This window comes from Companilactobacillus futsaii JCM 17355, assembly GCF_001435505.1.
Lineage (GTDB): Bacteria > Bacillota > Bacilli > Lactobacillales > Lactobacillaceae > Companilactobacillus > Companilactobacillus futsaii.
Window position 1 is genome coordinate 26,541 of sequence record NZ_AZDO01000052.1, and the last position, 14,164, is coordinate 40,704.

General features: G+C 34.6%; 13 protein-coding genes. 10 read left to right on the forward strand and 3 right to left on the reverse strand.

Translation table 11 applies throughout. The features are described 5' to 3' along the window. The 9 genes from mnmG (at window position 1) to FC88_RS05100 (ending at window position 11,362) form a co-directional block, all read left to right on the forward strand. The gene (gene mnmG, locus FC88_RS05060; RefSeq protein WP_057813430.1) at window positions 1-1,908 is read left to right on the forward strand and encodes a tRNA uridine-5-carboxymethylaminomethyl(34) synthesis enzyme MnmG; all 1,908 of its coding nucleotides are present in this window, start codon (window positions 1-3) and stop codon (window positions 1,906-1,908) included. Window positions 1,909-2,304: 396 nt separating this feature from the next. After that, entirely contained in the window at window positions 2,305-3,063 is a 759-nt protein-coding gene (locus FC88_RS05065) for an ABC transporter permease (RefSeq protein WP_083484562.1), read from the forward strand. Next, window positions 3,044-3,829: an ABC transporter permease gene (locus tag FC88_RS05070; protein WP_057813433.1), complete on the forward strand. Its 786-nt coding sequence runs from the start codon at window positions 3,044-3,046 to the stop codon at window positions 3,827-3,829. The genes FC88_RS05065 and FC88_RS05070 overlap by 20 nt, the downstream gene beginning before the upstream one ends. A 10-nt stretch (window positions 3,830-3,839) precedes the next feature. Beyond that, on the forward strand, window positions 3,840-4,841 hold the full coding sequence (locus FC88_RS05075) for an ABC transporter ATP-binding protein (RefSeq protein ID WP_057813435.1): 1,002 nt from the start codon (window positions 3,840-3,842) through the stop codon (window positions 4,839-4,841). Between the two features lie 17 nt (window positions 4,842-4,858). Beyond that, window positions 4,859-5,920 carry an ABC transporter substrate-binding protein gene (locus tag FC88_RS05080; protein ID WP_057813438.1) on the forward strand — a complete coding sequence of 354 codons (1,062 nt, stop codon included), beginning with the start codon at window positions 4,859-4,861 and terminating at the stop codon, window positions 5,918-5,920. A gap of 14 nt (window positions 5,921-5,934) precedes the next feature. Further along, window positions 5,935-7,611 carry an adenine deaminase C-terminal domain-containing protein gene (locus FC88_RS05085; protein ID WP_057813457.1) on the forward strand — a complete coding sequence of 559 codons (1,677 nt, stop codon included), beginning with the start codon at window positions 5,935-5,937 and terminating at the stop codon, window positions 7,609-7,611. Window positions 7,612-7,780: 169 nt separating this feature from the next. Continuing rightward, window positions 7,781-8,749: an ABC transporter substrate-binding protein gene (locus FC88_RS05090; RefSeq protein WP_057813440.1), complete on the forward strand. Its 969-nt coding sequence runs from the start codon at window positions 7,781-7,783 to the stop codon at window positions 8,747-8,749. Between the two features lie 168 nt (window positions 8,750-8,917). Then, window positions 8,918-9,829 carry a Gfo/Idh/MocA family protein gene (locus FC88_RS05095; RefSeq protein ID WP_057813442.1) on the forward strand — a complete coding sequence of 304 codons (912 nt, stop codon included), beginning with the start codon at window positions 8,918-8,920 and terminating at the stop codon, window positions 9,827-9,829. A 339-nt stretch (window positions 9,830-10,168) separates the two neighbouring features. Next, entirely contained in the window at window positions 10,169-11,362 is a 1,194-nt protein-coding gene (locus FC88_RS05100) for a chloride channel protein (protein WP_057813444.1), read from the forward strand. Between the two features lie 58 nt (window positions 11,363-11,420). Here the strand turns inward: FC88_RS05100 and FC88_RS05105 are convergent, their stop codons facing one another. From FC88_RS05105 to lacA, 3 genes are all read right to left on the reverse strand, one after another. Then, complete coding sequence (locus FC88_RS05105; RefSeq protein WP_057813446.1) at window positions 11,421-12,011, reverse strand: helix-turn-helix domain-containing protein; 591 nt, start codon at window positions 12,009-12,011, stop codon at window positions 11,421-11,423. 140 nt (window positions 12,012-12,151) lie between these two features. Further along, the gene (locus FC88_RS05110) at window positions 12,152-12,625 is read right to left on the reverse strand and encodes an RpiB/LacA/LacB family sugar-phosphate isomerase (protein WP_057813459.1); all 474 of its coding nucleotides are present in this window, start codon (window positions 12,623-12,625) and stop codon (window positions 12,152-12,154) included. Between the two features lie 122 nt (window positions 12,626-12,747). Next, entirely contained in the window at window positions 12,748-13,176 is a 429-nt protein-coding gene (gene lacA / locus FC88_RS05115) for a galactose-6-phosphate isomerase subunit LacA (protein ID WP_057813448.1), read from the reverse strand. 184 nt (window positions 13,177-13,360) lie between these two features. Between lacA and FC88_RS05120 the strand changes: the two genes are divergently transcribed. Beyond that, window positions 13,361-13,834 carry an RrF2 family transcriptional regulator gene (locus FC88_RS05120; protein ID WP_057813451.1) on the forward strand — a complete coding sequence of 158 codons (474 nt, stop codon included), beginning with the start codon at window positions 13,361-13,363 and terminating at the stop codon, window positions 13,832-13,834. The last annotated feature ends 330 nt before the right edge of the window (window positions 13,835-14,164 follow it).

Consider the following 14,164-nt stretch of genomic DNA (forward strand, 5'->3'; position numbering starts at 1 on the left):
ATGGATATTAAGGAATTTGATTCAGAGACTTATGACGTCATCGTTGTAGGTGCTGGTCACGCTGGTTCAGAAGCTGCTTTGGCTGCTGCCAGAATGGGCCAAAAAACACTTTTAATTACTATCAACTTGGATATGGTCGCTTTCATGCCATGCAATCCTTCGGTTGGTGGACCCGCTAAAGGAATCGTCGTTCGTGAAATTGACGCTTTAGGTGGGGAAATGGGTCGCAATATTGATAAGACCTACATTCAAATGAGAATGCTCAACACTGGTAAAGGTCCAGCAGTTCGTGCTTTACGTGCTCAAGCTGATAAGAACATGTATCACCGTATGATGAAAGATGTTCTTGAAGATGAGCCTAATTTGACGCTTCGCCAAGGAATTGCTGAAAGATTAATCGTTGAAGATGGCGTCTGCAAAGGTATCGTCACAGCTACAGGTGCCAGATATCATGCTAAATCAGTTGTTCTGACAGCTGGAACTTCTTCACGAGGAAAGATCATTATTGGGGAATTGATGTATTCATCAGGTCCTAATAACAGTATTCCTTCAATTAAGCTTTCAGAAGATCTTGAAAAGCATGGTTTCAAGTTGACGCGTTTTAAGACTGGTACACCTCCACGCGTTAATAAGAACACAATTAACTTTGATAAAACGATTGAACAACCTGGTGACAAAGAACCAAACCATTTCTCGTTTGAAACACCAGATTCAAATTACTTACAACATCAAATTTCTTGTTGGATGACTTATACTAACGCTGATACTCACAAGATCATCCGTGAAAATCTTGACCGTGCACCAATGTTCTCTGGAGTCATCAAGGGTGTGGGACCAAGATATTGTCCTTCAATCGAAGATAAGATTGTTCGTTTCGCTGATAAGCCAAGACATCAAATCTTTTTGGAACCAGAAGGTAAGGATACTAAGGAATATTACGTTGGTGATTTCTCAACTTCAATGCCTGAAGAAGTTCAATTGAAGATGTTACATTCTGTTGCTGGACTAGAAAATGCTAAGTTGATGCGTCCTGGTTATGCGATTGAATACGATGTTATCGAGCCTTGGCAATTGAAACTAAACCTTGAAACTAAGGTCGTTAAGAACCTCTTCACAGCTGGTCAAATGAATGGAACTTCTGGTTATGAAGAAGCTGCTGGACAAGGTATCATGGCTGGTATCAACGCTGCTTTACGTGCTGAAGGTAAGGATCCATTTATCTTACGTCGTGACGAAGCTTATATTGGTGTATTAATTGATGACTTAGTTACTAAGGGAACTAACGAACCTTATCGTTTGTTAACTAGTCGTGCTGAATATCGTTTGATTTTGCGTCACGATAACGCCGATTTACGTTTAACAGATTATGGCTACAATCTAGGCTTAATCAGTGACAAACGTTATGATGCCTTCAAACAAAAGCGTCAAACTATTGAGATGGAACTAAATCGCCTTTCACGTAAAATGATTACTCCTAAGATGGCCCTATCATTCTTAAAAGCACATGATTTGAAGCCATTAAAAGATGGAATCTTGGCTGATCATTTCTTGAGAAGACCAGAAGTGCACTATTCGGACATCATCGATATGGTTGGAGAAGCTGATTATCCAGTCGATCGTCGCGTGGCTGAACAAGTAGAGATTGCTACTAAGTATGATGGCTATATCAAAAAAGAGAAAATGCGTATCGAACGTTTGAAGAAGATGGAATCAAAGAAGATCCCTGAACGTATCGACTATACAAAGGTTGATAGTTTAGCTACTGAAGCTGTTCAAAAGCTAAGTAAAATCAATCCGCAGACAATTGCTCAAGCTAGTCGTATCAGTGGTGTTAATCCAGCTGATATTGGAATTTTGAGTGTTTATATTGAACAAGGTAAGATTGCTAAATTACCTGAAGCTAAATAATTAAAAAGAACCTCATTGGGATGTAAAAAATCCTGACGGGGTTCTTTTTTGTATAATTTTAGTGCTATAACGTTATGGACAACTATAAATTAAATTTTGACAAAGTGTATTGTACCGATATTTATTTTTCTGAAAAAAGTAAATCTTTTGAGTGAAAATCCCTTGGTAGCAATGTTCAATGGATTGAATAAAAAAATATTAATTTTAATAATTCATTTGATTTTATATTTTACGAACGATAAAAAATAAATTATTGACATTGTTCGTGTTTTAGTATAATTTGTTGTGTATTGAATCAAATAGAAAGGTTGAACAATTTTGAAAAGATCCACCACGTTGCTTTTATTACCAGGTTTATTAATTATTATTATTTTGTTGATATACCCAGCGCTAAGAATGTTTATTCCAACTTTTACTAGTGGAAATTCTTTGTTTGAAAATTATCGATTGTTCTTTTCAAGCAGTAACAATTTAAAGGTGATTTACCGAACATTAATGATTGCTGTGGCTACAACCTTAGTAACTTTAGGCTTAGGATTGCCGACTGCTTATTGGATTTCACGCTTGAACGGAAATTGGCGAAAATTAGTTAGTATTATCGTCTTGTTTCCAATATTAACTAATGCGGTCGTGAGAAATTTTGCTTGGATAATGATTCTTGGTAAGAACGGAGTGATCAATAATTTTTTAATGAAAATTCATCTAATTGATACTCCTTTGACGTTACTTTATACGAATCTTGCCATCATTATTGGGGCAGTTTACTTATTCCTACCAATCATGATTACCTCATTAGTCAGTTCTTTTTCACAGCTGAATAGTGAAATAGAAGAGGCTGCTGAAGTTTTGGGAGCTAGACCGGTAGTTGTCTTCTTCAAAGTTATCTTGCCACAAGTATCTTTGGGAATATTTACTGGTTCGATTTTGGTTTTTGTGGGAGCATTGACGGCTTATACCACACCACAATTATTGGGTGGAAATAAGAATATGGTTCTGGCCACTTTATTACAGCAACAATCGATTACTTTAGGTAACTGGACTAGTGCCAGTGTGATAGCAATTGTTTTGACAGTTATCGCTGTTGTAACGATGTTTGTTCTAAATAAAGTTTCTAAGATGCTAGATCGGAGGAATAATCTTGAAATCAAAAATTAGATTTTCATCAGTGATAGGTTTTATCGTTTTGTTGCTGCTAATTTTGCCGCTGATGATAGTCATAATTACTTCTTTTGGGTCAGAGACGGCAATATCTTTTCCAATTAAAGGCTTCACATTGAACTGGTATCACAATGTATTTCAACAGCCAGACTTTGTCGAGGGAATGAAGATGAGTTTTATAGTTGCTATTTTGGCAGCAACAATCGCCCTGTTAATTGGGATTCCTGCAGTTTATGCATTAACGCATTTTCAAATCCACCATAAGAGTTGGTTTCAAAATATCTTCTTGAATCCAGCTTTAATACCAGAAATAGTTATCGGTTTTGCGCTTTATCAAACGTTAGTAATTAGTTTTGGATTGCCACTGTTTTTGAGTTTGTTAGTCGGACATTGCTTGTTGTGTTTGCCTTATGTGATTCGTTTACTGACAGCAGGGATGATGGATTTTGACAATCGAATTGAGGAAGCCGCCTGGATGGTCGGATATAACAAAATTGTGACGTTTTTCAAAGTCGTTATTCCTAATATTAAACAGAGTATTTTGGCAGCATTCATTCTCTCTTTTATTACTTCCTTCAACAACATTCCGATTACGTTGTTCATGAATGGACCATCGTTGAACATGCTACCAACATCCATTTTGAATTATTTGGAAAACAATTATGATCCGACTGTATCGGCAGTGTCAGTTATTTTGATGCTCATCACAGCTGCTTTGATGATGATTGCTGAGAAGTATTTGGGATTAAACAAACTAACTTAGGAGACATATTTTGGCACAAATAAAAATAGAGAATCTAACTCTGTCATATCAAAAAAATAAACAAATTCTAAAAGATTTATCGTTGGAAATTAATAATGGTGAGTTGTTATCGATTTTGGGACCTAGTGGTTGCGGAAAAACAACCATGTTAAGGCTGATATCAGGATTGTTACCGATTCAGGGTGGTTCTATTAAAGTCGCTGGAAATGATATTTCCAAGGTACCAGTTTATAAAAGAAATTTTGGAATGGTTTTTCAAAGTTATGCCTTGTTTCCTCATATGACAATTTTTCAAAATGTGGCCTTCGGATTAAAGCGTAAGAAACTATCTAAAGAAGTGATTTCAGAAAAAACTTTGAGTATTTTGAAAACAACCGGCTTGATAGATTTGAAAGATAGGATGCCTAGTGAATTATCTGGTGGACAGCAACAACGAGTCTCATTAGCCCGTGCTTTAGCTATTAATCCGGATGTTTTGTTGCTAGACGAACCTTTGAGTAATTTGGATGCTAAGTTACGAATAGAAATGCGTGAAGAAATTAGTCGTTTACAAAAAAAGATGAAAATGACAACGATTTTTGTAACTCATGATCAAGAAGAATGTTTTGCTATTTCAGATCGTGTAGCAGTGATGAATAAAGGTAAAATTGAACAACTTGATACACCTGAACGAATCTATCAACATCCAAAGACACGTTTTGTGGCTGAATTTATTGGTTATGACAACTTTATTTCTAAAGACTGGGCTACAGAACATGGTTGGAGTTATAACGATACAAATTCGGGTAAGTATCTAACAATCAGACCTGAAAATATCAAAGTAGGTACGGGAAACAATACTTTGAAAGGTAAGATTACAGCTCGTAACTTTTTGGGCGATTGTTATCAATATATCGTTGAAACAGAACTAGGTCGGATGAAAGTTGACACTGACAATAAGGATTATCAAATAGGTTCTGAACTAACTTTATATTTTGATAAACAATCACTAATTGAACTAGAGAATAAATAAATTAAATAGGTGAAAATATGAAAAAATTTGCAAAGATTTTGACTATCGTTACAACGCTCTTGATTGCATTGACAGTTGCCGGATGTGGTAAGACTGCTAATAAACAATTAACTGTTTCAACTTTTGGTTTAGCAACTAAACAAATGACTAGGGATGTTTTCAATCCATTTGCTAAAGCTAACGATTTGACAGTTAAGAGTCAGTTTGGGGACAGTTCTTCTAGATTCACACAAATCTCACACAACCCAAATTCTGGCGTTGACGTTATTGAATTAGCTCAAAATAACGCTGTTGCAGGTAGTAACAAGAATTTATTTAAGAAACTTGATTTCAGTAAAATTAAGAACTTCAAATATCTTTCAAAAGATCAACAAAAATTAGCTAAGGAAACTAATAGTGTCCCTTATACGGTCAATAGTATTGGGATTATTTACAATCCTAAAAAAATTGGCAAAATCACTTCTTGGGATCAACTTTGGGATAAGAAATTAGAAGGTAAAATCGCTATTCCTGATATTGCAACAACATTTGGTCCAGCTATGGTTTATATCGCTAATCAACACGCTCAAAACCTTCAAGCAAGTTCTAGCTTTGTAGACAACGGCAAAGTTGATGAAAAGCAAGCTTTCGCACAATTGAAAGCCTTGAAACCTAATGTAGTTAAAACTTATGCTAAATCTTCTGACCTAGCTAACATGTTTAAGTCTGGTGAAATCGATGCTGCAGTTGTAGGTGATTTTGCTGTTGGTATGATCAAAAATGCTGCTCCTGATGTTGAATACATGGTTCCAGAATCAGGTACATATGCTAATTACGATACAGTTTCAATTTTGAAGAATAGTAAAAATGAAGATGCTGCTTATAAGTACATTGATTACCGTATCAGCAAAGCTTCTCAAAGTAAGGTTGCTGAATCAAATTCATTGAATAATGCTCCAGTCAACTCATCAGTAACATTAAAAGATCCTCAATACATGACTTACGGTGATACTGCTAAACGTGCTAAGATGATTGATTTCAACTACGTTAACAAAGAATTACCATCATGGATCAAGCAATGGAATCAAACTATGAACTAAAAGGGAAGTTGAAAATGCAAGTAGATACGTTGATTGAAAATGGACTAGTTTTTAATACTTTTTCACAAAAGTTTGAAAGAAAAAATATTGCGATTGAAAATGGGAAAATTTTAATGGTTGGAGCCGATTTACAATTTGAAGCAAAAAAAATTGTTGACGCTTATAATCGTTATATTATTCCGGGATTGATCGATTCTCATATGCACATTGAAAGTTCCATGACTGATCCTGCTCATTTTGGAAATGAAGCTGTTAGATTTGGAACAACAACGGTCATCGCTGATGCGCATGAGATTTCAAATGTGGCTGGAATCAAAGGTTTAAAAGATTTTATGGCTCAAAAGAGTATTATTGATGTCTTTTATGCACTACCTTCTTCAGTTCCTTCAACTAGAACCGAAATGGAAACTACTGGTGGCGTGATAGGATTAGCGGAGACAGAAGAATTGCTTAAAGATCCTAGAATCGTTTGTCTAGGTGAAGCAATGAATTTCAAAGGTATCGTTTCTCAGCCTGAATCTTTGATCAGACAAATTATTAAGCTGTGTAAGGAACTTAGACCGACAATGCCTCTGGAAGGACACTGTCCTCAATATTCTGGCTTAGACTTAGCCAAATTTGCTGCCAGTGGAATTACTTCTGATCACACTTATCAAACACCAACTAGTATTGTTGAACGAATCAATAATGGGATATTTATCCAATTTCAGAAGAAATCAATGTCAAAAGAGAATATGCAAACCATCATTGATCATAACTTCTATGAATATGCAGCCTTTGTGACGGATGATGTGATGGCAGATGACTTAGTCAATGGACATTTGAATGTTATCGTTAAGGAAGCTATCGATATGGGAATGCCGGCTGAAAAAGCTATTTATATGGCAACCTATACTCCAGCTAGAAGAATGTCTTTGAATGACCGTGGGGCGATTGCTCCGGGTAGAGTGGCTGATTTAATCTTTTTGGGTGATCCACAACAATTTAATATTCAAGAAGTCTATAAATCTGGTCGGTTAAGCTCCAATATAACGCCGTTACATCCAAAATTTTCAGTATCATTGAAGAATTCAGTTAAGGTTAAAAAAATAACAACGGCTGATTTAGAATTATCAAGTGACAAAACTAGTGTTTTGGCTAACGTAATAGAAATAAATCAACAAGGTACTTTTACAAAACACATTCAAGAAAGATTAGCAGTTAAGAATGGTTTAGTGGATTGGCAAAGTGCCGGTTTATCGTTATTGATGGTTCAAGAACGTTACGGTAAAAATGGCAATGTCAGTTTTGCTTTGGTAAAGAATGCTTTGAATAAGCCAGGTGCAATTGGTACTACTTGGGCTCACGATCATCATAATTTGATGGTTATGGGAACTGACTTGGAATCGATGGTTGCAGCACAACACGAACTGGTAGATGAACAAGGTGGCTACGTTGTAGTAAATCAAGGACAATTAGTCGCGAATGCACCATTAAATATTGGTGGAATTATTAGTTCAAAACCAGTAGTCGAATTGGCACAGGAGATCAAGCAAGTACGTACAGAAATGCAAAATTTGGGGTATCATAATTTCAACGAAATAATGTCCTTCTCGACGATTTCACTATTAGTTTCTCCAGAATTAAAAATCTCTGATGTAGGAATGTTCGATGTTAAGTCACAACACAAAATTCCGCTCTTTGAAAAATAATTTAGATAAAACATAGACTCTATTAGATGGTATTTTCTATTCTTATGGAGTCTTTTTTTACAGTCTTATTTATCAATTGATAAATTTTTTTTGCAGTCGTTATAACGATAGTTGATTGAAGAATTCTTGTTATACTTAATGAAAATAGATATGTTAGGGGAGCTCAATTATGTTAAAGAAGAAAATTGGACTTATCATTGCATTATCTTTAGTAATGTTGTTTATAACGGCTTGTGGTCAATCTCAGAAGACACTGACTGTTTCAACATTTAAAACTTCTGCTAAACAGGAGCAAGAAAATATTTGGAAGAATTTTGATGAGAAATATGACCTAAAAATCAAAGGGGAATTTGGCACGGAAGATGAACGTCTAGAAAATAGTAAGACGGGAATTGACGTAATCGAATTAACACAAAGATACGCTGTGCGTGGAAACAAACAAGCAAGATTTAAAAAGTTGGATTTTTCCAAATTAAAGAATTTTAAACTCTTGTCTAAAGAGCAACAACAAATCGCTAGAAAAACGAATAGTATACCTTATCAAATTAGTGTTTTGGGCGTTGCCTATGATGTAAAACAAATTGAACAGTTTTATTCCTGGAATCAACTCTGGGATAAGAGATTGGAAAAACATCTCGCTATTCCTGATATTTCAACGGTTTTTGGACCAGAAATGCTATACATAGCACAGGGACACTATCAACGTAAGCAGGTCACTTCGGTTTTTGTTGATAATGGTCTAATAGACGCTAACCCAACCTTTAGTGAATTAAAAAAATTACGTCCGAATATTTTAAAAACTTATGAAGATCCTAAAAATTTGATTAAAATGTTTCAGTCAGGAAAGATTGATGTGGCTGTAGTTAGCAATGAAATTGGTGAGAAAATTCAAAAAAATAATGAAAATGTTCGATACGTTTTGCCAAATGAAGAGACTTATCTTAGTTATAAAATGGCAGCTATTCTAAACGATGGTCAATCTAAGGAATCTTATCGTTACTTAGATTACTTAATCAAAGCTAATAAAGATAATTTGAAAAAGAATAGTACCTTCGAAAATGTTCGAAAAATTGATTATACTTTCTTAAATAAACATTTAACTAATTATACTAAGCAGTGGAATGAAATTATCGAGTGATAATTAAAAGCGTAACGCCGTTATAATGTAGATTATCTGATTAATTTAAAACTGAAGTTGCCATTAAAGGTGGTAAAATTGTTTCAATAGGTATTTCGAAAACGATTGCAAAAAATGCTTTAAATTTGTTTGGAAGATATCTCAAGAAATATTTTACGAGGTGATAATATGGAGAAAATTGGCGTTATCGGTTTAGGGAATATTGCTCAAAAAGCATATTTACCAGTTATGGCTACATTACAAGATAAATTTGAATGGCATCTAACTACTAGAAATGAACAAAAAGGTCAAATGTTGGAAACTAAGTATGGTTTCAAACATTTCCATCAAACACTTGATGAATTGATTACTGAAAAACCTTTGGCAGTTTTTGTACATACACCAACTAAGACGCATTATGAAATCATTAAACAGCTACTAAATAATGATATTAATGTGTATGTTGATAAGCCAATTTCTGAAGATTTAGCTCAAGTTGAAGAATTGTATGAATTGGCTGAAAATAAAGGCTTGATGCTAACTTGTGGATTCAACCGCCGCTTTGCACCATTTGACCAAGAATTGAAACAAATTGCTGACAAACGAACAATCGTCTCAGAAAAGATTCGTGAAAATTCGCCTCAACCGGCACAATTTGCTATTTTTGATTTAATGATTCATTCAGTTGATACTGCTCTTTATTTGATGGATGAAGAGATTGAACGAGTAAATAATTTTGTAGTAACTAATGATAAAGGAGATTTGGAACAGGGTTATATTACAATTGAAGGTCAAAAGAGCCATGTTCAAGTAATTACGAATATGGTTGGTGGTAGCAATTTGGAATTATCAACTGTTCAGGGAGCAACGACACGCCAAACGGTGACGAACTTGAATCTTTTGGAAACCTACCAAACAGGGATGACGACACAAACTTCACGTCCAGATTGGGAAGAAACACTAGTTACAAGAGGTTTTGATCCAATTATTCGAGCTTTTCTTAAAGCTGTGAGTGAACAATTAACTAATCCTGTCAGCCCCGAATCGTCTATTTTGAGTCATAAATTATGTTTCGATTTAGTAAAATCTTTACAAAAATAAGTAATTGCAGCGTACCACAATATCTTGGGGCAAACATACGTCTCACTACAAGATGTTCCATGTGAAACAATTTACAGTAAAAGCTTGCTATGACAAGGTTTTAAACTTCCAAAATTTGAAAACGGATACTACTATTTCGGTAAGTAACAACTAGATGTAGTTTGGAAAACAATTGACTTGTACTAGTAAAACATGTCATACTACTGACGGTGCCAAACCTAGATAAGGGAATTTGATTGGCGCATTAGCGTTTGGAAAATCGATGCACCTTATCACGAAGACTTCACATTTTATGTGGAGTTTTTTTTATAAATTTATAAATTTTTAAAAGGCGTACAAATGATAAAAAGAATAGCATTAGTTAGTTATGGATTGATTTTAAGTGCTGTGATCGGTGTGATTGCAGCTTTATTTTTAATAATTGAAAATTTATTGTCAGAATTAGTCTGGATGACAAATAATCAATTACTACAGATCTTATTTGTAATAGTTGGTGGATTTATTTTATATTCTCTTTTGAAACGATGGCCACATCTTCCTAAGACAGCGCATGATTCAATTTCGGAATTAAAGACTAATCAGACGATAGACTATCAAGATGTTTTTGCTAATTTATTGATTACGTTAGTTATTTTGACTTTTGGAGCTGGAGTTGGACCGGAAGCTGCTTTATTAAGTGCTATTATTTCACTATCAATTTGGCAAGCTGATAATTTACGGTATTTATATTTTCATTACGATGAATTAAAACAGCTTCAAATTAGTGAACGCATGAAACGTTTGTTTAATCCTTTTGCATATCGACAAAAATACAATCAAAAAATAGCTCCCAAAGTTACAAAGATTGTCAGACAAAAGAAGTTATTGTATGGAATCTTTGCTCTCAATGGTGTAGTTAGTTTTGGATTGCTATTACGTCAAACCGATCAACCATCATTTGTAACAAAGCTGGGTCAAACTAATTGGAATTTAAAACAAATTTGGATTGTGCCGGTATTAATGATTTTCGGAATGATTTTTGCTCAAATTTGTAAGTGGTTATATCAATTTTTTACTGAACAAATCTCTAAAATTTCTTTGACTTTATCAACAAAAGTGGCCATCGGAACTTTAGGTGTCATAGTTATCGTTTTACTAGAACCAGAATTACTTTTTTCAGGACAACACAGCTTACATTTACTAGTTGGTGATTGGTCGCAAAAAACGGCACTATTTTTGATAGGAATGGCGATTTTAAAATTGATTTTCCTAGCTTGGTGCTTAAATTTCAATTGGCGTGGGGGAGATATTTTCCCTTTAACCTTCGCGGCAATGATTTTAGGATTTGCGGCAGCGCAGTTATTACCGAATTTTGATAGATTATTGGTTGTGTCAGTGGTAACAACGACGATATTATCAGAGTTAATTTCACCAATAGTTGGCGGAATTTTCTTGATATTTTTCTTCCCAATTCAGTTATGGGTAATTATTTTAGTGATAGCTGGATTACTATATGTAATTGATAAAAAAGTTGCTTTTTTACAACAAAAATAAACAAATAAGACCTGATAGAATTCATTTTTGAGGTTCTATCTAGGTCTTATTTATTTTGCTATTTTTTCAATTTTCTCACTATCATAATTACTAAAAGGCTGGCAAATATACCTGAGAAGAGGCCAGAGAATTTGTATTGACCAGCAAAGTAAAATGTTATGGACGCAATCAAAGATAAGGCCGTTAAGAAAATTAATATTTTAAAATGATTAGATTGATTGTCAGTTTTTATTTCAATCTTATTTCTAAAGTGCGTAAGAATGAACATAGCGGTAATATTCAAAACTCCCATGACAAAGATAATTACGCTGACCAATGTCGTTAGTTTAATGATATTAAATAAACTTAATATGAGAAAACCTAAGAATATGATATCGATTGCCGTCAAAATCCAGATGATGGGTTTAATGCTTTTCAAAATTTCTTGTTTTTTCAAATATTCAGTCATACCAGTATCCTCCTTGAGAAGTTGATCTAATGAAACTTGGTAATAGTCGCTCAAACGAATCAGGCTACCAATATCGGGATAGCTGTGTTCGGTTTCCCAACTCGAAATAGTTTGTCGAGAAACGTTTAAATCGTGCGCTACTTTTTGTTGGGTAAACTTGCGCTGTAGTCTTTCCTGTTTTAAGTGATTGCCAAATTTCATAATTTTATCTCCTCTTTTTAATTTGATATTAAACTTACAACGACCGAAAACCTAGCAAAGATTCTAAGCATAACTAATAGCAAAGAAAATACCCTCAAAGTCTTCTCAACTTTGAGGGTATAATTTTAATTATTTTTTAATTAGTCGTGATAAATACCTTGAGCCCATTTCTTGTTTTCACTGTCAAAGAAATTAGGGTTGTCGGTTTGATCAGGATTTGGTGTAGCAATCTTATTGATTCTATCAATCAAATCTTTATTGTTATCGTCTGGCTTGTACTTAGCATTTAAGTAATAATCAACGATATCGAAAACAAAGTCACGTCCTAAAACAATTCCGGCGAAGGCCAAGACGTTAGCGTTCAATTGTTCCTTAGCGTAAACAGCTTGAGCAATATTACCAACGATTGCGGCACGGATACCATCATTTTTATCTGCAGCAGTACCAATACCGATACCTGTACCACAAAGAACGATAGCACAGTCAGCACGGCCATCATTTACGGCATCAGCAGCACGTTTACCGTAAATTGGGTAGTGAGTTCTTGTGTGATCATAAGTTCCGACATCCAAAACTCGATAACCTTCAGACTTCAAGTGGTCAGAAATCAACATCTTTAAATCAGTGACAATGTGGTCGTTAGCTAAAGCGACAATGGTGTGCTTGTCAATTTTTGGATCAACGTACTCAGGTTGAGCTCTATCTTCATCGTAATCATATTTATCAGTAGCCATAATTAAATCATCTCCTCAAGCATATTTAGACGTACTTGGTGTCTACCGGCAGCATAATCAGTCTTTAAGTAACGATTAATGATTGATAAAGCCAATTGTGGTCCGACAATTCCAGAACCAATTGCAATTGCTTTGGCACCGTTGTGTAAAGCTGTCATATGTCCAGTACGTTCTTCTTCAACGTTGGCTGTAACCATACCTTTGACTTTATCGGAAGCCATGGTACTACCAACACCATAAGCATCAAACATAATTGCTTTTTTAATACCGCTTTCAAGGACCTTATGAGTAACGGCTAATGAAGATTCAATAAAGTCCTTAGCAGGAGTAGGTGTAAGATCGATTACATCGTAACCTTGCTTAGTTAAATTATTCTTAACGAATTCTTTTAGTTCAAATCCGTCTTTATCAGAACCTAAAACTACTTGCATATTTACTTCCTCTTTTCCACGAACTATTATTGTTATGTGAACTAGAAGTGTTCATTTGTTCCCTCAGAAACACTTTCTAATCAACATATTAGATGATAAAATTAAGACAAATGTTTAATCAAATCATTTAGGGATATTATATGTCCCTAATGACGATAATAGTTTTATGAAGAAGGTGTGTCAAGTGAAAATATCATCGGGTTGGGAACAGTCCATTTATGTTTTGTTAATCTTATCTCGGCTACCAAAGGGTAAACATATCAACTCTTTGGCACTAAGCGAACGACTTCATGTATCAAACTCGTATTTGAAAAAAACAATTAAATCACTAGTAAAGGAAGGATTAGTAAAATCGTCTCCTGGTAAGCTAGGTGGTTTTTCTTTGGCAATACCACTTGATGAAATTGATTTTTACAAAGTCTTTATGGCTATCGAGGGGCGAGAAAAGGTTTTTGCTAGTCAACATTTGCTAGTTCAGTTTTTAAATAAAGACAAGCCTAAGCTGGAGCCTTGTGCAGTTAGTTCGGCGATGGATAATATTGAAAATACTTTAAAAACAACAATGAATAGCATTACTTTAAATAAGATGATGAAGCAAATCCAAGAAAATTATGATATTGATGATTTAGACGAATGGATTAAAACTGTCGCTAAATAATGAAAAAAGGTCTCGCTAAACTATTATAATTTGGTTCTTTCTTGAGTTAGGTTAATGTAAATTTCCGTCTTCCACACAAGTCCTGTGATTGGCTGGAGAATGGCGGCACTATTTTGAGCTTTTGCATGGTCCCAAAGACGCAAAATCTCAAAACTAGGCCTTTCTGTAAGTGCTAAAGCACTAACAGAAATTTGGCGGCTGAGCCATCACAGGACTTGTGTTCCAGACTAAATCCTAGTTTTATTATTTATTTCAAGTAACTCAAAAAAAATAACATCTATTCAGATATAGTCGTTGGATTGCGACCATGATCTGAATAGATGTTTTTTC